Genomic DNA, 18,184 nt, shown 5'->3' on the forward strand with positions numbered 1-18,184 from the left:
CCTCCTCGTCGAAAAGGAAAGTCTGATTGCTCAGACTTCCCCCTTAGTATCCAGTGTCCTTTGGTAGTTCTTTATTTTTCGAAGCGATTTCGATGACCTTCTCCTTCAATTCGTGCTCCATGCGGTCAAGTTCGCGCTCGGCGTCACGACGTTTTTGCTTCCCTTCTTGCTGGATGCGTAATGTTTCATCCAACGTAGAAAGTAAGTTCTCGTGAGCGACTTTCAGTGATTCAACAGAGACAATCCCTTTTTCATTCTCTTGAGCAATTTCAATCGATGAATCTTTGAGCATCTTCGAGTTCTGCTCAAGCAGTTGATTTGTCGTCTTCGTCACGTCCTGCTGCATACGAAGTGCCGTTTTCTGGCGCGTCAAGCTGAGTGCAAGAACGACTTGGTTTTTCCAAAGCGGAATCGTGTTGACGACCGCTGACTCGATCTTTTCAGCGAGGATTTGGTTATTCTGCTGAATGACCCGAATTTGAGGTGCCATTTGAAGGCTGATGGTACGACTCAATTTTAAGTCGTGCAACTTTTTCTCAAAACGGTCCGCTAATTGAATCATATCGTTCAATTGTTGAAGCTTCGATTGATCTTTAGAAATTTCTACTTCTTGACGTAACGGGGCAATCTCGTGTTCCCGTACATGGTCAAGTTTTGTCTCACCCGCGGCGATATAGACGTTCAACTCTTCGAAATATCGCTTGTTCTTATCATACATTTGATCGAGCATCGTGATGTCTTTCATGAGACCAAACTTCGCACGATCGAGGTTATGGATGACCTCTTCCAAATAGACATTCATTTTTTCGAACTGAAGCTTATAGTTTTCAGCCTTCTTCTTCGCACGACCGATGAGCGGAATGTTATCCATGAAACTCTTTTTTTCCGGTTGAAGCATATCTGGGTCCATCTTACGGACGTTTTGCATCAAGTCAGACAACAGTTTCCCGGCATCGCCGCCATCTTTCATCCGCACTTCCGTCAAAATTTGATCAGAGAATTGGGAAAGTTCGCGCTGAACATTCGACCCGAACAACATAACAGAGTCTGTCTTTTTAATATCAATGGATTCAGCCAATCGTGTGATGCGCTCGCGATGCTCTTGAGGCACGTCTGGTTTCGCTTGAATGGCTGGCACTTCATGTGACTGTGTAACGGATGACCATTCGACAGATGGGTCACTGAACCCCTCCGTCTCCGTTTTTGTTTTCGTATCAGAAGTCAGTTCTTCTTCCGGCCATGACTGCCAGTTCGTTTCATTCGATGAAGTCATGTTTCTTTCTCCCTTCCGGCTGATCAGACAAGACGCGCTCCATCATGATCAGTTCACGTTCAAAGTCTACGGCGTCATCTTCAAGGAGACGTCCGCGTTGTTCTTTAAATTTATCGACAATTAGTCGCATATTTGTGATTAATTGTTCCCGAGTCTCTTCTTGAATGACGACCCGTTTTCCTTCAAGCTCTTTAAATTTCAAGACGACCGAGACGAGGGAATCTAAATAGAATGTGAACAGGTCTCGAACATGCTTTGCGTCTTGTGGATTTTCGAATAATTCTTCGAACAATTCGTGCGCTTCTTTCGAGACGGCCTTCATTTCACGCCTCACCTCTACATCCTTAATATCTGGAAGAACACGGTCGATTTGTTGTAACTTCTCATATCCTTGCTCAATCGTCCGTTGCAAAAATTGAAGCTCTAAATCGTCTGTCGCCTCGAACTGTCGCGTAGGCATCGGCTCTTCGATCGGTTTTAAAATCCTCGATCCAGAAAACGATTCTTCCTCATCGAGTAACAGTTTCTTCTTGGCACGTTTTGCCACCGTTGTCGGTGTTCGTTGACGCTGTTTGCGCTTGTTCGTCGACCACACTTCATTCAAGACGAGCGCCCCTACAATAATGAATAACCAGGAGAAATCGAATACGTTAATGGCAAAGTATATGACTGCCCCTGTCAGGGCCCATTTCATCCATGTTTTCATTCTTTTCACCTCATCTCATGTTACTTCTATTGTACATTACGAAACCACTCAACAAAAGTTTCGTCATCTCTATCATTTTAGCATAATAAAATTCGTCGATACCTCCGTCCACAGGTGTAGAATCAACTACCTATATCGACTACTTTCCCGTTGCGAGACGAAAAAAACCGTAGACTCATAGAGCCTACGGTTCGTTTGTTATGTGGTGATCCATGTAGATACCATGACGATCGCGACAGTTACAGGAATGACATAGCGAATGAGCGCATGCCAGATTGGGTAAAGCTTCACACCAGGTTTGGATGTTTCGATTTCATCCTTTAGGACACGTTGGTCAACGATGTAACCGACAAAGATGGAAGTCAAGAGTGCACCCGTCGGCATTAAAATATAGCTGACGAGATAGTCCATCGTATCGAAGAACGTCCGACCGTTCCAAATCTGTACATCACTCAAGAGTCCGAATGACAGCGCGGATGGTACTCCCACGATGAAGACGAGAAGAGCGGCTGTCACCGTCACTTTCTTTTTCGTCCATGACGATTTCTTTTCATTTAGACGATCGGTCACACCTGCGACGACGACTTCTAACATGGCAATCGATGATGTAATCGATGCAAAAGCGAACAATAGGAAGAACAAGACCATGAAGAATCCACCGAGCGGTACTTGATTGAAGACTGCCGGTAAAACAACAAAGAGTAACGCCGGACCTTCAGCCGGATCAAGACCTGATGCAAAGACTGCCGGGAAGATGGCTAGACCTGCTAAAAGTGAAACCGCAATGTTCAACAAGACAATCATGTTAGCCGACCGGTTCAATGTTCCTTTCGTCTTTATATAAGACGCATATGTCAGCATCGCTGCCACCCCTAACGATAAGGAGAAGAACGCCTGTCCGAGGGCAAACAATACCGATTCGCCAGTCAATGCAGAAAAGTCAGGCTGTAAGAAGAAACGAACGCCTTCCATCGCTCCGTCAAGCGTCAACGAGCGGACCACGAGAACTAAGAAACTGATGAACAAGAGTGGCATCAAAATTTTACTCATTCGTTCAATCCCTGCTTCAACGCCACGTAAGACAATTAAGAGTGTGATTAAGAGGAACAAGAATTGTCCGAGTACGGCAATTTCAGGTGTCGATACGACGTTCCCGAACACCTCACCAAATTCGTCAGCCGAACGTCCACTGAGCGTCCCACTTAAACCGAGTCCAATATAGATGAGGACCCATCCCCCAATAACACTATAGAAGGAAAGTAACAAGAAACAAGCAAAGACACCTAAGTAGCCGATAATGGTCCAACGGCCATGCCCTAACTGTTTGAAAGCAAGAAGCGCAGTCTTTTGAGTCGAACGTCCGACAATGAATTCTCCAATCAATAATGGCAGACCAAGTAATAGTGTGAACGCCAAAAACATGAGTAAAAAGGCACCGCCCCCGCTCGTTCCGGTGACATATGGAAACTTCCAGATTGCACCTAAACCGATTGCTGACCCTGCGGCAGCTAGTATGAATCCAATTTTTGAGGCGAATGAATTTTGCGCCATGTTTACCCCTACTTCCTCTTTTTCATTTCATTTTCATAATAATAGTGAAATACTAACACGGTTCCAAGATGAGGACAACAAAAAACAGAGAAAAGTCTGAATACTTTTCTCTGTTGATGCTTTATGGCGTTAAAAACGTGAGGGCTCGCTCTCGAATCCGTATCGTCAAGTGATCGGTTTCGAAATGTTCACCATCGATATCAATGATTTGAGGTTCGTTTAACTCGACTTCAACATGTGAAGCCTGAAAGTGATTCCACTCCGCCGATTTTTGATCAAGACCGAGTTGCTGGGCTAACAATTGACGAATCATCGGAAATCCGATTGCCGAGCTGTGTACCACTTCTAACAGCCCGTCGGAAAACGATTGTGTCTCAAGTTTGGTCGGGACCGTACCGAGATAACTCCCGTTCCCAACATAGAGAAAACTAACGTCACCGTCATATATTACTTCACTGCCCCGCCGAAGCGTGATGTTGAATGGGTCCGCTTCACGGAACTGACGGATGGTCGCTAAAAAATATCCGATTGAGCCTAATGATCCTTTTTCATCCGGATCGATTTGACGAGATGTATCCGCGATCAAACCGACGCCTACGAAATTGAGCGCATACATCTCATCGACTTGAATGACATCGACATATTGTTCGTGAGAGGAACGAATGATTTGAGCAGCCTGTGTCGGTTGAATTGGCAGTTCAAGCGCTCGTGCGAAGTCATTACATGTTCCTGCTGGAATGATGCCGACTGTCGGCCGTTCCTCGCGCTGTAAGGTCATTAACCCATTCACTACTTCGTTTAGCGTACCGTCCCCGCCAATGACAATCAGATGGTCGAACGATTCACTTGTTTCGGCTAATCGGAGCGCGTCCCCGATTTCCTGTGTCTTTTTGATGATGATTTCTTCATAGAGCGATTCAATCGTTCCGATGACTTCGCCGAGCATCGTCTCGCTCGTACCGGACTTCGGATTCGAAATAATCAAAGCTCTCATAGTAATCCTTCCTGTTCTAAGAAGTCTTTCGCTACATCGTACGCGCGTTCATTTCCGTACGCGACCCGTCGATTCAATTCAGACATTTGTTCGTCTGTGATTTTACCTGCGAGCTGATTGAGCGCATCCTCGATTTCTGGATACTCTTCAAGTGTCTCTTCCTTCATGAGTGGCGCTCCCTGGTATGGTGGGAAGAATTGACGATCGTCTTCTAAGACGACCAGGTCGTTCTCGGCAATATCAGGGTCCGTCGCATAGGCGTCTACTAAATTGACATCTCCTCGTGAGATGGCACGATAACGCAGTTTTTGCTCCATCGAGACGACAGATGGGAAATCAAGCCCATACTCGTTTTGAAGTCCTGGGTATCCGTCTTCACGGTCCGTGAATTCAAGCGTGAAACCGGCCTTGATGTCCGACTCGACATTCCGTAAATCAGAAATGGCCGTAATGCCTTCCGCCTCTGCATAATCACGTGGAATCGCGAGTGCATACGTATTGTTAAATTTCATCGGTTCGAGCATCACATATCCATCTTCAGCAAGCGCTTCTCTTGCTTGCTCGTACACTTCACCGGCATCGTTTGACTCAGGCGTTTCTTTGACGAGACTCGCGAGTGCGGTCCCAGTGAATTCAGGGTAAATATCGACATCCCCTGATTGGAGGGCCCCCCATACGAATGTTGTTTCCCCAAAGTTCGGTTTCACCGATACGGTCAAATCCGTTTCTTCTTCAATCAATAATTTATACATATTCATTAAAATCTCTGGCTCAGGACCAAGTTTTCCGGCAACGACTAAGTCTGTTTCTTGCGAACGACCGAACGCGAGCGGTGTGACGATGACCAAGGCGAGGACAGTAGAAACAGCAATCAATTTCGCCTTGTTTCGAGTCGCCGTCGCACCTTCCATCTGACGCAACAAGAAGTCAAATAAGAGTGCCAAAATCGCGGCCGGGATGGCCCCGAGTAAAATTAAGTAATTGTCATTCCGATTAATCCCGAGCAAAATCAGCGTACCGAGTCCACCTGCTCCGACTAAAGCAGCGAGCGTCGCCGTACCGACAATCAGAACCATCGCGGTCCGTATACCAGCCATGATGACCGGTAAAGCAAGCGGGAGTTCAACTTTCATCAAACTTTGATTCGGCTTCATCCCACAAGCTCGAGCGGCTTCAAGCAACGATTTATCCACTTCGTTTAAACCGGTGAACGTGTTTCGTAAAATAGGTAGGAGCGCATATAAGACAAGCGCAATAATGGCAGGTAATGCCCCGATTCCAACGAGCGGAATCATTAATCCGAGTAGGGCAAGCGACGGAATCGTTTGAATAATCGCAGTGACACCAATGGCGGTTTCGGCGATTTTCTTACGGCGCGTCAGCCAGATTCCCAATGGTACGGCAATCAATACGGCAATCAAAAGCGATACGACAGAGAGCTGTAAGTGCTCAATCAGTGCCTCGACAAGCTGTCCTTGTCTATTTTGGAACGTCTCAAGCATCTAGCTCACCTCTTCCGCGTTGTGTAAATTCTAAGACGAATGGGTCTTCACTCGCCAATATCTCCTCAGGCGTACCGATCAACATGAGTTCCCCGTCACGCATCAACGCGATGCGATCACCAAGCTTCATCGCTTCTTGCATGTCGTGTGTGACAAATAAAATGGTTTTCCCGAGCTCATCATTTAATCGTTTAATGTCATCTTGCAATTGACCACGGCTGATCGGATCAAGCGCAGAAAAGGGTTCGTCCATAAGGATGACGTCAGGGTCTGCAGCTAAGGCACGCAATACGCCGACGCGTTGCTGTTGTCCTCCTGATAATTCTGCTGGCTTCTTCGAGCGAAGTTTCGGGTCCAGTCCGGCGATTTTCATTAATTCGGTCACTCGCTCTTTTGTTCGGTCTTTTTTCCACTTTAATAATTCCGGTACGACAGAAATATTTTCTTCCACAGTTAAGTGAGGGAATAATGCAATCTGTTGGAGTACATAACCGATATTACGGCGTAGTTCAAAAATATCGAATTGATAGATTTCTTTTCCATCGATTAAAATTTTCCCATCCGTATGATCGATTAATCGATTCACCATTTTCATCGTCGTGGTCTTGCCACAACCTGAAGGACCGATCAATACAAATATTTCTCCTTTTTCTACAGTTAAACTCAAGTCTTTGACGGCTAACGTCCCGTCTTCATAACGTTTTGATACATCACGAAACTCAATCAACCTGATCCCTCCTCAACTATTTCCAAAATGGAAATTCAAATATTATTTTGCCCGTTTCTCTACTTTGTTAAACAAAAAAAGGCTCTCCTAATTGGAGAACCTGATTTTTAGTATAGCGTTACTTCAATATGTCGACGCCCCCATTGGATCGCGTCCTGTTTTGAATCGACTAATAAATCGACGATATGACCTTTGATTCGGCCACCTGTATCAAGGGCGATCGCATCACCGACACCTTGAATATGGACTTTAGAGCCTAATGGGATGATGGCTGGGTCGACTGCGATAATTCGCATCCCGTTATAATAAATCGAGTCGGTCACATCATGACCCGTGGCCGTTAATACACGACCGCCGTATGCCTTATTATCTGCAACATCATTTGAATAAGCCGTCGATTCGACTGTAATAACCTTTTTAGATGTAGATACCGGTGTCGCACTGACTGTTTGCGTAGCTGAAGTCGACGTTTTTGCAGCTGTTGCCTGTTCCGCTGCTTTTCGCTCCTCTTCCGCTTTTCGTTCTGCTTCAAGTTTCGCAAGTCTTGCTTTCTCGGCTTCTTCTTTTGCTTTCTCTTCTGCAAGACGTTCTGCTTCGATCCGCTTCTCTTCTGCGATACGTTTTTCTTCAGCAAGTTTCTTTTGGCGGGCGATTTCTTTTTGTCGTTCTTCTTCAATTGCTTGTCGTTCTAGTTCAAGCGGGTTTTGTACGATTTTCTGTTCTGTCCCGATTCCGATTTGAGCAGCATCTGCCTGATCCATGAATGTGAACAGCCCCATCATCGTAGCTCCAATGACGATCATATATTTTAATAATTTCATCGTAGTAAGGTCATCACCTTTCTCGTTATGTAACGAACAGATGTTAATTTACCACGACAAGTCCCGTCAAAGTAGTGATTTTATCGAAGTGAAACATTCCTGACATATGGCAAAAAAAGTGGTTACAGATTGTAATAATTGAAAAAAACGTTGGTATTCCTTATGTTCACAAAAAAATTACAGATTCGTTACAATCAGCCGTGTAACAAACCTGTAATCTTCCTGTCATGATTAAATCTTATTCATTTGACTCAATTTCATACATTCTGAGCATCCCCCACGGTGCGACATCAACTTGAACCGTGAACGATTGCTTTCCTTTTATGGCATCTATCTCATTTTGAGACACACGATACGAACCCATTTCTTCTATATAAAGAAGTCGATCATAATAGTTTGCCCGAATACCACCAAAAAACGGTTTTGACTCAATTCGATCGATGACAGCATAGCCCTCTTCCCCTTCTTTAAAGGACACATAGACCGTTCCGGTTTCGACATCTTGTCTTCCTTTGAAGGCATCATATTCGAGATAGATGGAATCTCCAAAATAAGGATCATATGGCTCGAACGAAGACCCTTTAAACGTGTACGTCTCTCCGACCCACGAAATAGCATAAACAAGTACCACAAAGACGATTACAATCAGGACTTGGGCAACCGGGATCACCCAAACAGAAAACCGTTTCATGTCGTCACATCCCCTCTCGTTCGATTACGCCACCATAATGCGAGTGACAACGCAAAGACGATTAACGCACCAATCAAGAAGAAGAGTGAGATATCGAGCCGGTCCCATACGTAGATAAAGTAAATTGTCATTTGAACGATTAAGAAATAGATGAAAGCGAATATTGTCGGTTGTCGTGTCACGTCTTGGCGAATCAAGTACGTAAGTGCAATCACCTCGATGATGACCGCCAGTAAAACTCCTGAATCTTCAAAAAGTGCAAATGGGATGACTGCAAGGAAACTTACCCAGAGAAGGTCGTTTCGTCTGTGAATCAAATAGACGGCAACGAGTGCCACCGACAAAAGTGTCGCTTCAATGACAGAAGGCGGTCTTTGGGAGAGCCAACTTTCTGTCACGTTAATTAAATAACCAATTGATAGAACGGCCGCAGTGAACAGATACGTTGCTTGCCATGCGGCTTGTTTTCGATAGAACAAGAGCAATACATGCAAGATGACGAGTGACCAAAGCGGCCACAGTCTTCCCTCATAATCGATATACTGGCCGAAAATATTGAGAAGGCCATAAAAGGTTAGCCAGGCAAACGTGCGGTCCAACGATTCATCGACGAAATGGAACCACACCCATGTCACGATTAGAGCAATCCCAATCAAAATCAGCCCGATGCTTTCGAAACTATTGGTGATGGCTAAAAATGCAGCGATTGCGGTGATCATGGAGAATATGACATGCTCATACAAGATGCGATGAAGTACTGCCATCGCAAAGATAATCCAGAACAATAGAGTCAATTGGCCAGACAGGTTATACGTCGTGAAAATGACCGCCATGGTCGCGATAAAGAAAACGAACCCTAGTACACGTAACAGCGTGACATATCTTGGGGTTTTTAAGCGAACCCGCTCGGCAAACACATAAAATCCAACCATAAATAAAAGAAACAAACCGATTTTCAAAAGGTCAGGAATCGCTTGCCAGTTGGCTGCGACGAAACTGAAAAGGCTAAGAGCCAACAAAATGGATCCGACAATGACCAAAACGGGCGGCTTGTGATCATGTTGCTCACTAGCCGCCCGTCGTTTATGTTCATAGTCGACTAGTTTTAACCCTGTCGCTTCATCCAATAAACCCGCCTCTTGCCATTCACGTACTTTTTTGTCAATGGACATCTGAATCATCCCTTTCAGAAAAAGGTCAGCTGGCGCGTTCAATCAATTCCAATTCTGATTTTAGTAAAACTTGTTTCTCGAACTCGAGTCCGAGCTGTTGAAACTCTTCCATGATCGAGACGTCACCGATCACAGTATTGGTCAGTACGGCGGTCACTTCAGCGACCCATCCTTCACGAGTCGACTTCACGATATCACCTACGAGGAATTCTTCAGACACACCCATTCACTTCCAATCTAAATTTGTTTCTATCATTATAACGAAATTATAACCGTTTGAATACGTTTTCTTTTATCCGTTTAATAAATTGTGTCAAGAATTTTCCAGTAAGTCCCCAAATGATGTAGTCTTCATGTTCATAAAAAGGTTCTTTCATTTTAATTACCCGTTTCTTGTACGCTTTAGCATTCGCCAATCGATCTAACGGAATATTTTGATCCGGACTCATTGTCAATTCCATCTCTCCGTGGAATGGATCAATCATGAGCAAGGTAGATATCGGTACGGTAAACAAATGATCGACCTCATCCGTCCCTTCCACACTCGGTACTTCCGATAGAATTCCGACAAACGGATAAATCAATTGACGATGAGGCGTAGCAAGCGGTCGCAATTTGCCTACGACTTCTACTTTATCTGCAGAAATCTCTAACTCTTCGCATGTTTCTCGGATTGCCGCTTCTACGGGTGTTTCTCCTTTTTCAAGGCGTCCCCCTGGAAATGAAATCTCCCCAGGTTGCTGCCGCATCGTGTGGGCGCGTACCTCAAACACGACGTGCCATTCCTGATCGATTTGAACGAGTGGGATTAACACTGCCGCTGTCTGTTCATAATCTTCATCCATTGTAAAACTATCTCGAATTTTTTCTTCTGTGATCCATGGCTGCACAATGCTCACTCACCTTCCATCATCGAATATCATATATCGTTCTATACCCTACTTTTCGTTTAGTCGCTGCCAATGTCGGAAATATCATTATTAATGATAGGAGTTGATCAGCGTGGACGAACAAGTGGATGTATTGATTGTCGGTGCCGGACCAACCGGCCTGACGCTCGGACTCACCTTAGCCAGATATGGCGTATCTTTTCAAATCATTGATCGTAAGACGACCCCGTCGGACAATTCACGAGCCATCGGGATCCAGCCGCGGACCATCGAAGTGTTTTCTCGTTTAGATGTTGCGCAAGAAGTGCTAGAGCGTGCCCGAACAATCGAGCGGGGGAATCTATATTTTTCGGGACAGTGGACAGCAAAGCTTGAGTTCTCCAAACTTGTGACCCCTTATCCGTTCGTGACGTTGTTACGTCAAAATGAAACCGAAGAGATTTTGGAACGTGCCCTACGAAACCATGGACATGTTGTGAAGCGTGGGGAAACCTTGTCATCCATTACCCAATATCCATCCCGTACTATCGCACATTTGACCGCGACTGATGGGGTGACTCGTGCCGTTGAAGCGAAATATGTTGTCGCCGCCGATGGAGCAAACAGCTCGGTTCGTCGGATGCTCGCCCTTCCGTTTAGCGGTAAATCATTTAAAGAGGCTTGGGTGTTAGCCGATTTGAAGGCGGATTGGCCGATATCCCGGGAAGAGGTTCATATCTTTTTTTCGGATCGAGGAGTGCTTGAAGTCTTCCCGCTCACGGATGAAACAATTCGTATCACGGGAAACTTGAGAACGGATGAATCATTCCAAGAATCGGAACTTCAAGAATTGGTGGAGCAACGCAGTCATATGCCGGTCCATATTCACGATGTTGAATGGTTCTCTTTATTCCGTGTGCACAATCGCATGGTCGATACGTTCATCCATAATCGCATCATTCTCATGGGGGATGCGGCACATATTAACTCCCCGGTCGGCGGACAAGGGATGAACACCGGGATAGCGGATGCCTTCAACTTAGGTTGGAAACTGTGGTTACATCTCAAAACTGGCGCTCCCCATCACGTCGTGTCCACCTATCGGGACGAGCGCGAACATGTTGCCCGCAATGTGCTACAGACGACGAATATCGCAACGGAGATGTTGCAGACGACCCTCCCGATGCTTTTGCCGTTCCAAGCAATCGGTGCGGATGTCTTCACTCGCGTCAATCTCGTCAACCAAAAGATCACCGAACGGATTTCTCAGCTCCATTTATCGTATCCGAATGCGCTTCGGTTACCGTTTCGTCGCGTCGCGGAAGGAAAGATCTTTCCGGAGACTGAGATTTTACGAACGGATGACGGGTTTCGGACAAAAATATCCGAAATCGCGGACGGACGGTTTCAAGTGCTCGTATTTGACGACGGGAAACGTGATTTGACGTCCATTTATGACTATTTGAACAAGAACCAGCCGTTCATTCAAACGATTACCTTAACTAGGACGAGTCGCCCGTTTTTCGATCAAGGAAACGAACTAGCCAAATCACTTTTTATGAAACGTGGCATATTAGTCATTCGTCCAGACGGTTATTTGTTGCATAAGCAACATCATGTTCGCTTAAAGCCGTTACAGGACAAGTTGGCCGTCTGGCTGCCTTCCTCTTAAACGTGTATAAATGGAGAGCCTCACCGAAGGGGTGAAGCTCTCCATGTCATGACTATTCAACGTTTACATATAGAATACCTGGTTTCGAGAGCGTCAAATCGTAAAACACTTCAAACGCCTCGATATCTTTTAATTTTCGGAAATCGATTTGATCTGTCTCTTCATTTGGAATGGCCACGATGATACCTTCCTCTGTCGATTTGATCATACCCGTTTGTCCGTTATGAATTCGAATATAGAGTACTTGCTGATTTTCTAGGAGTGAGATCGCCTCTCGTCTCGATTGAATCGGTTTTTTCATTTCATCCCCTCTTTTCCATTTCAGTATACCGTTCGCTCCATATTGCTTTCAACTCGCCACACCATTAAACTTGTGTAAAGAAGGGGTTGAAGGCATTGGAAACATTATTGATCATCGTACTCGCCATTTTGTTTGTCATTTTGGTCTCGATTCGGACAATTCGCAACTTAAAGTGGGTTCGTTTCGGTGAAGCATTCGGGAAACAAGGTGAAGAACTTTTAGGTGATTATCATTATTTGACCGAGCAGGGCATCACCTGTCGTGTGGAACAAGGACTACCGACCGGTAAACTATTAAAGCCGCTCGCAAAAAACTTGGACGATCGCGTTGCACTGTTCGTTCACCGAGATGATGCGGCAAAAGCAAGAGAACTTTTAAAATAAGATGAAGGCCGAATACAATCATTCGGCCTTCATCTTATTTATGTACTTGTCGCTCAGAACAATAATAAGCGATTTGTTTGACGAGCGGCTCTGTCAACGTCTCAAGGTTCTTTTTATTGATCACTTGATCCACTAGAGCGAATGAATCTCCACAATTCGCCTTAATTCGTTCTAACTTCAATCGTTCCGTTTCCGGGAAAATTAAAAACGAATAGACGGGAATTGCTTGATTACACTCTTTTTTTAATCGTGACCGCACCTGTTTGGTCATCCGTTCTAATTCCGTGACAGGATGAGGATAAACCTGTTTCCACCCCATCGAGGTCTCGGTTCGACATTCACGGTTCGTCATATGGACGGGGGCTGGAGTTCGATTTAATTGAATCAAGAATACGCCTTTAGGTCCGACGAGCACGTAATGAACGAGATCATCCCCTAATTTGACTTGTTCAATCATCATCCAATCAAATCGGCATGTTTGTCTGATGTTTTCGACGAGACGATCTGTATAGCAGGTTGGTGCTTTCATCACTTCTTCTTTCACACGAAACAGCTTTTTTGTCTGTTGTTTGACTGGTTGTTTCTCCGTGGCCGTTAACACTTGCAACATGGACTCCACCCCCTATTCGTTATTCGCTTGGACCGACTTGCTTTCCAAAGACCGCTTTTTCAAGATTTGAAATTCGGCGTAACATGTCATAATTTGAAGCAACCGGCTGTGCTGGTTTAGCCGGTTCCGATACAGGCGCAGGTTCCCGTCGCAACGAGTCGTTTTCTTTTTGAAGACGCTCGATTTCTTTCGCCATTTTTTCATAATCGCGAATGACGACATCTAAAAATTGATCGACTTCTTCTTGTGAATAACCACGTAACGCGGTCTTGAATTCTTGTTTATAAATCGCTTCTGCTGTTAATTCCGTTTGCATCATATCACTCCCATTGTTGTTCCCATTGTTTTTCTTCTTCAATGACTCGTAAGTCTTCTTGTGTGATCAAGAAAACTTCCATGTTCGGCTTTCGCCGAGCCCCATCGACTAGAAACCGGGGACTTCCTTCCGTTTCTTCGTCATACAAGGTGATCAATCCTTCTGCTTTATCTAAAAAGAACGCTGTTTTTGCCCGTAGCTGACTCGGGTCTTCGTATGGACGCTGTGTCAGCGGCTCAAAAAAGTCTGCCTCGAGTTGCAGTTGCACAAATAGTTCTTGTTCGAATGGTTTATAGCGCTCATCCATGTTTAAGAACGGCGGAAATACGGCGATTTTAATCGGATATGTTTCTCTTAACTCTAACAATACTTGTCCGGCCCACAATTCACAACCATTCGTTCCACTAAATATGAACCATTCAGCACCTAATTCGATGACTTCAAGTATCTTTTTCCGGTAAGCTTCTTGAATGATTTCAATACCCGGATGATCCGCTTTGAAGATACCGAGTTCATGAGGACGATATCCTGTGACGGCTACTACTTTCATGTTCGCTTCCTTTCTAGGCGAGCACGGCGATGTTCTAACGCATCTTTCTCGCGTTGCATCGTTTGACGTAACACCGTCCGCTTTTGATCAAGAATCTCTAACGCTCGCTCCGTGTAATCCATCGCTAAAGCCACGTTCTTTTGTTTATGCTCTGCATATTTGGCGAGTTCGACGTACCCTTCAATCGTATGAATCGATTCAAACAGCGGAATGGCCTCCTCGAATCGTCCAGCCCGTTTTAATAACATCGCTTGCCGCATGATGGCACGCTTCGATGGACTCGGGAGTTGCTCAAACTCCCTCAGCGCTTGATCTTGTTCGCCAAGGTCATGTAGCCAGTGGGCACGTTCCTCTCCGAAATCAGTTACCGGGGTCGTGACAAGCTGACTGAGACGCGTATACAACGAGACGAGGCTTAAACAGTCCGCATGATGGTGCTCAAGGACCGGCAGCAATATTTCTGGATTCCGCTCTTTGACGTATTGAAAATAGTGCATCGGTGCCAAGAAGCCAGGAAGGTCATCCCTTCGTTCATGACCAAAGTATGCTTCGACCGCTTTTAATGATACTGATTCTAGCCTCGGTTTTAACAATCGTCTTGCAGCGTGAAGTAAATCGACATGACCCACTGAAGGTAATTGTTTCACCCGTGATTTGACGAACGTGTGTCTCGTCTTGATTTGAGGCCAATCAAATGACTTCCCGTTATAGGTGACGAATCGTACCTCATCTCCGATGTCTTGCAAGAAATGATAGTAAAAGGCGGTTTCAAACGCCGGATGAGGTAACACGTATTGAATCATTTCAAGTTGTTCCGCACGAATCCGTGCAAACCCGATTAAAAAAATCGACGTTCCAGACCCACGTAAACCGGTCGTCTCCGTATCCATGAACAGGACTTGGTCGGGGTCTAAGTCGACGGCGAAAAACGGATGCTCGGTTCGAGCCATCATCTGTCCTGCTTCTCCAAACTCGAAGTCGTGATACACCTCATCAAGGGGATATGTCTTCCGGATCCGGACGCACCATTCCCCCTCAAACGTTAAAATCTCGCCCCCATGATCCTTCCACTTTTGTTGCTCCACTTCGTCAGGGGTCGCAACACTAGCTTTTGGGGCAGGTTCGTTCGTTTTGATTAATCTAGATAGTTTAGCTTTCATATCGTTCCTTTCAATCCTTGCAACTGGCGAATGACTTGCTGCTTGAAGTCACCGTATCCAACCATGCCGACACAACGGGGACATCCGCTCTCACACGGACAGTCGGATACCGTCCGTTCTGCCGCTTCAAGCACCATGTCTGCATCTTTAAAGAGCGCCTCGCTGAGCCCGATTCCTCCAGGATAGCGGTCATACAGATAGACGGTCGGCTTACTCGTATGTGTCGACTTCATCTGAATCGTTGTGAATAAATCAAGCGTGTCACACATGAGATAGAGTGGTGCAAGCCGTCTCATCAAATCACTGACCGCTTCAAGTTGATCTTCGAGGTCCGCCTCCGAGTATGCGAATCGCTCATCCAACGTGAACCATGTCGCTGTCGTATGCAGCTCTCGCTCCGGTAGATGAATCGGGCCCGACCCGATGTTCTCATGCGTCCCAAATTTTATTTTCTTGAACAAAGTGGCCATCGCGATGACCGATACCTCACCAAACGTCTTCGCTCCATCTGTCTTATTCTCTTCAAGCACCTTCAGTTCAACGGCTAAATTCGCATCTGTGTAGTAGTCGACGTCAACTCGGCGAACATACGCTTTCTTCTCCTCAAAATCGAGTTTTTCGACCTGATATTGCTCGGCTCCATGTAAGTATATCGCTTCATCATGTAACAACGTCATGGCACTGAACGTGTCCATTTCACCGATGACTTGATGTTTTGCCGTCTGATCGACGATGACGACATTTTCTTGATCACTCGTCCGAAGCGAGATGTCATGAGCCGGAAATGAATCCGTCATCCAATAATATCTATCAGCCCGTTCATGCAAGACGTGAGCATCCGTCAAAAACTCTAATATATCTTCCGTATCGACCGTTCCGAATCGCTCTCCTTTTTGAAAAGGCAACTCGAATGCGGCGCATTTCATATGGTCCACTAAAATAATCAAGTTATTCGGGTCAAGCCGGGCCGCTTCCGGTGAACGTTCTAAAATCATGTCCGGCTGTTCGACGACGAGTTGGTCGAGTGATGACGAAGATGCGACAAATATAACGAGTGATTCTGAATGGCGCCGTCCGGCCCGACCAGCCTGCTGCCATAACGAAGCGACCGTTCCAGGATACCCATTTAAGACACACGCTTGAAGTTGGCCGATATCGACACCGAGCTCCAACGCGTTTGTCGAGACGACCGCCTTGATTTCCCCGTTCCGTAACCGCCGTTCGATTTCTCTACGTTCAGATGGAAGATAGCCGCCACGGTAACCGACAATAGACTTTGGTCCTAGCTCCCGACGTGTCAATTCCTGCAAATAGGTCAATAGCACCTCGACACGTACGCGCGACCGCGCAAATACAATCGTTTGAATGTTCGCTTCCACGAGCCTCGAGGCGATTCGTTTCGTCTCGAGCGTCGCGCTTCGACGAATTCCGAGTGCTTCGTTGACGACAGGCGGGTTGTAGAACACAAGATGTTTCTTCCCTTGAGGTGCTCCGTTCCGATCGATTAAAACGACTTCTTCTTCCGTCAATAGCTCGGCAAGTTCAAGCGGGTTCGCGATGGTCGCTGAGGTCATGATCCATTTCGGATGACTGCCATAATAGGCACAGATTCGCTTCAAGCGTCGAAACACGTTCGCCACATGACTTCCAAATACGCCACGATACGTATGGAGTTCGTCGACGACGATATATTCTAAGTTCTCAAAAAGACGAATCCATTTCGTATGATGAGGTAAGATCCCGGAATGTAGCATATCCGGATTCGTGATGACGATATTCCCCGCATCGCGGACTTTTGTTCGTGCCGCAGGTGATGTGTCGCCATCATACGTGAAGCATCGTAAATTCCCTTCAAGGGCTTCGACCATCTCCATCAAGTCACTGTTTTGATCTTGCGCGAGTGCTTTTGTCGGGTAAAGATAAAGCGCACGGGCTGTAGGTTTTTCAATCATCTTCGATAGGACGGGCAAGTTGTAACAAAGCGTTTTTCCTGAAGCCGTCGGTGTCACGATGACCGTCGAATGACCACCCGCCGTTTGTTTCACAGCCTCGGCTTGATGCGTGTACAGCTGCTCGATTCCGCGATTCTTAAGTACATTCGCCAATTGTTCAGGCACTTGTTCTGGAATTGGGGCATATTGTGCCGGACGAGCGTCGACCGTGTGCCAATGACGTACGTGGTTTGAAAAACCTGGATCGTCTTTTAGTTGTTTGATCATTTCTTCGACAGAGCGAGATTTTCGCATCCAGTCACCTTCTTTCATTACGCATTCGAAGGGGCAAGATCCGCTACGACTTGTCGGATTTGATGAATCCGTTCATCTCGTACCACTCTCGATACGGCGGGCATCTGAAAGATGGCCATCTCGTTAAATGTAGCAGCGACATGCTCATTCTCTTCTTCGAGGCGGATGAGCGCATCTGAAAACAGACGTTGCGTCGACCGTCCGAACAAGACGATGGTATGTAGTTTCGTACATTTTGAATGAACCGCTAAAAGATGTTTGACGTAGCGTTGCACCGTTTTATAATAATCTTCGTTTGTTGAGCTGAGTTGACGGTTGCCACGAAGAAGTTCCGGATAATAGGATTCTTCGCCCGTGAACATGGTCTCGACTCCGATTCGTTTCAAGTAAGCATGTCCGATCGCTTCGGCGACGGTTTGGTCCTGGATGAGACGCCCAAACGGTATCGACTCTTTTAAGAGCACATGTGAAAGCTTTAACCCGAGATGTCCACCGAGAGGCACGCCGAAATCATCGTCTTGCAGTCGATCTATGACAAGTAGTACTTTCATCTTGCGTTTTAAAGAGAGTTGAACCATGTGTCACCATCCTGTTCCCTTTCTTTTCATTATAGCAAAGTCAAACGAAAAACAGGGCGAAC

Annotated in this window: 19 protein-coding genes and 1 pseudogene; 2 read left to right on the forward strand and 18 right to left on the reverse strand. The window is 45.9% G+C overall.

Annotation, left to right across the window (positions count from 1 at the left end):
- Positions 1 to 43 precede the first annotated feature (43 nt).
- From KNO61_RS04750 to KNO61_RS04800, 11 genes and pseudogenes are all read right to left on the reverse strand, one after another.
- The gene (locus tag KNO61_RS04750; protein ID WP_078146774.1) at positions 44 to 1,273 is read right to left on the reverse strand and encodes a toxic anion resistance protein; all 1,230 of its coding nucleotides are present in this window, start codon (positions 1,271 to 1,273) and stop codon (positions 44 to 46) included.
- Positions 1,257 to 1,979, reverse strand: coding sequence for a 5-bromo-4-chloroindolyl phosphate hydrolysis family protein (locus KNO61_RS04755; RefSeq protein ID WP_078146773.1), 723 nt, complete (start codon positions 1,977 to 1,979; stop codon positions 1,257 to 1,259). The genes KNO61_RS04750 and KNO61_RS04755 overlap by 17 nt, the downstream gene beginning before the upstream one ends.
- 198 nt (positions 1,980 to 2,177) lie before the next feature.
- Entirely contained in the window at positions 2,178 to 3,530 is a 1,353-nt protein-coding gene (locus KNO61_RS04760) for a sodium-dependent transporter (RefSeq protein WP_078146772.1), read from the reverse strand.
- A 121-nt stretch (positions 3,531 to 3,651) separates the two neighbouring features.
- The gene (locus tag KNO61_RS04765) at positions 3,652 to 4,524 is read right to left on the reverse strand and encodes a diacylglycerol/lipid kinase family protein (RefSeq protein ID WP_078146771.1); all 873 of its coding nucleotides are present in this window, start codon (positions 4,522 to 4,524) and stop codon (positions 3,652 to 3,654) included.
- Positions 4,521 to 6,026: an ABC transporter permease/substrate-binding protein gene (locus KNO61_RS04770; RefSeq protein ID WP_214688837.1), complete on the reverse strand. Its 1,506-nt coding sequence runs from the start codon at positions 6,024 to 6,026 to the stop codon at positions 4,521 to 4,523. The genes KNO61_RS04765 and KNO61_RS04770 overlap by 4 nt, the downstream gene beginning before the upstream one ends.
- Before the next feature lie 10 nt (positions 6,027 to 6,036).
- Positions 6,037 to 6,753: pseudogene (locus KNO61_RS04775) on the reverse strand (ABC transporter ATP-binding protein); the annotation flags it as partial.
- Positions 6,754 to 6,860: 107 nt separating this feature from the next.
- Positions 6,861 to 7,574: a 3D domain-containing protein gene (locus KNO61_RS04780; protein ID WP_240499813.1), complete on the reverse strand. Its 714-nt coding sequence runs from the start codon at positions 7,572 to 7,574 to the stop codon at positions 6,861 to 6,863.
- A 238-nt stretch (positions 7,575 to 7,812) separates the two neighbouring features.
- Positions 7,813 to 8,265 carry a GDYXXLXY domain-containing protein gene (locus KNO61_RS04785; RefSeq protein ID WP_214872696.1) on the reverse strand — a complete coding sequence of 151 codons (453 nt, stop codon included), beginning with the start codon at positions 8,263 to 8,265 and terminating at the stop codon, positions 7,813 to 7,815.
- On the reverse strand, positions 8,262 to 9,437 hold the full coding sequence (locus KNO61_RS04790) for a DUF2157 domain-containing protein (protein ID WP_251025583.1): 1,176 nt from the start codon (positions 9,435 to 9,437) through the stop codon (positions 8,262 to 8,264). The genes KNO61_RS04785 and KNO61_RS04790 overlap by 4 nt, the downstream gene beginning before the upstream one ends.
- 25 nt (positions 9,438 to 9,462) lie before the next feature.
- Entirely contained in the window at positions 9,463 to 9,663 is a 201-nt protein-coding gene (locus tag KNO61_RS04795; protein ID WP_012726121.1) for a DUF2187 family protein, read from the reverse strand.
- A gap of 40 nt (positions 9,664 to 9,703) precedes the next feature.
- Entirely contained in the window at positions 9,704 to 10,327 is a 624-nt protein-coding gene (locus KNO61_RS04800; RefSeq protein WP_371816584.1) for an NUDIX hydrolase, read from the reverse strand.
- A 112-nt stretch (positions 10,328 to 10,439) separates the two neighbouring features.
- Here KNO61_RS04800 and KNO61_RS04805 point away from each other — a divergent pair, with 112 nt between their 5' ends.
- The gene (locus KNO61_RS04805) at positions 10,440 to 11,978 is read left to right on the forward strand and encodes an FAD-dependent monooxygenase (protein WP_078146765.1); all 1,539 of its coding nucleotides are present in this window, start codon (positions 10,440 to 10,442) and stop codon (positions 11,976 to 11,978) included.
- 52 nt (positions 11,979 to 12,030) lie between these two features.
- Here KNO61_RS04805 and KNO61_RS04810 read toward each other — a convergent pair whose 3' ends face one another.
- Positions 12,031 to 12,279 (reverse strand): hypothetical protein, encoded by a 249-nt coding sequence (locus KNO61_RS04810; RefSeq protein ID WP_214872698.1) that lies wholly within the window; start codon positions 12,277 to 12,279, stop codon positions 12,031 to 12,033.
- A gap of 95 nt (positions 12,280 to 12,374) precedes the next feature.
- On the opposite strand from KNO61_RS04810, the gene KNO61_RS04815 reads away from it, so the two are divergent.
- Positions 12,375 to 12,662 carry a hypothetical protein gene (locus KNO61_RS04815; protein WP_012726117.1) on the forward strand — a complete coding sequence of 96 codons (288 nt, stop codon included), beginning with the start codon at positions 12,375 to 12,377 and terminating at the stop codon, positions 12,660 to 12,662.
- Positions 12,663 to 12,696: 34 nt separating this feature from the next.
- Here KNO61_RS04815 and KNO61_RS04820 read toward each other — a convergent pair whose 3' ends face one another.
- The 6 genes from KNO61_RS04820 to KNO61_RS04845 are packed head-to-tail and all read right to left on the reverse strand — an operon-like array spanning position 12,697 to position 18,122.
- The gene (locus KNO61_RS04820) at positions 12,697 to 13,272 is read right to left on the reverse strand and encodes an NERD domain-containing protein (RefSeq protein WP_214684439.1); all 576 of its coding nucleotides are present in this window, start codon (positions 13,270 to 13,272) and stop codon (positions 12,697 to 12,699) included.
- A gap of 19 nt (positions 13,273 to 13,291) precedes the next feature.
- Complete coding sequence (gene gpsB, locus KNO61_RS04825; RefSeq protein WP_012726115.1) at positions 13,292 to 13,588, reverse strand: cell division regulator GpsB; 297 nt, start codon at positions 13,586 to 13,588, stop codon at positions 13,292 to 13,294.
- A gap of 4 nt (positions 13,589 to 13,592) precedes the next feature.
- On the reverse strand, positions 13,593 to 14,138 hold the full coding sequence (locus KNO61_RS04830; protein WP_047795387.1) for an SLOG family protein: 546 nt from the start codon (positions 14,136 to 14,138) through the stop codon (positions 13,593 to 13,595).
- On the reverse strand, positions 14,135 to 15,298 hold the full coding sequence (locus KNO61_RS04835) for a ribonuclease H-like domain-containing protein (RefSeq protein WP_214684441.1): 1,164 nt from the start codon (positions 15,296 to 15,298) through the stop codon (positions 14,135 to 14,137). The genes KNO61_RS04830 and KNO61_RS04835 overlap by 4 nt, the downstream gene beginning before the upstream one ends.
- Positions 15,295 to 17,544, reverse strand: coding sequence for a DEAD/DEAH box helicase (locus KNO61_RS04840; protein WP_214813350.1), 2,250 nt, complete (start codon positions 17,542 to 17,544; stop codon positions 15,295 to 15,297). The genes KNO61_RS04835 and KNO61_RS04840 overlap by 4 nt, the downstream gene beginning before the upstream one ends.
- Positions 17,545 to 17,561: 17 nt before the next feature.
- On the reverse strand, positions 17,562 to 18,122 hold the full coding sequence (locus tag KNO61_RS04845) for a hypothetical protein (protein ID WP_078146761.1): 561 nt from the start codon (positions 18,120 to 18,122) through the stop codon (positions 17,562 to 17,564).
- Positions 18,123 to 18,184: the final 62 nt, after the last annotated feature.

The sequence above is a fragment of the Exiguobacterium sp. s140 genome (assembly GCF_018617035.1).
GTDB lineage: Bacteria > Bacillota > Bacilli > Exiguobacteriales > Exiguobacteriaceae > Exiguobacterium > Exiguobacterium profundum.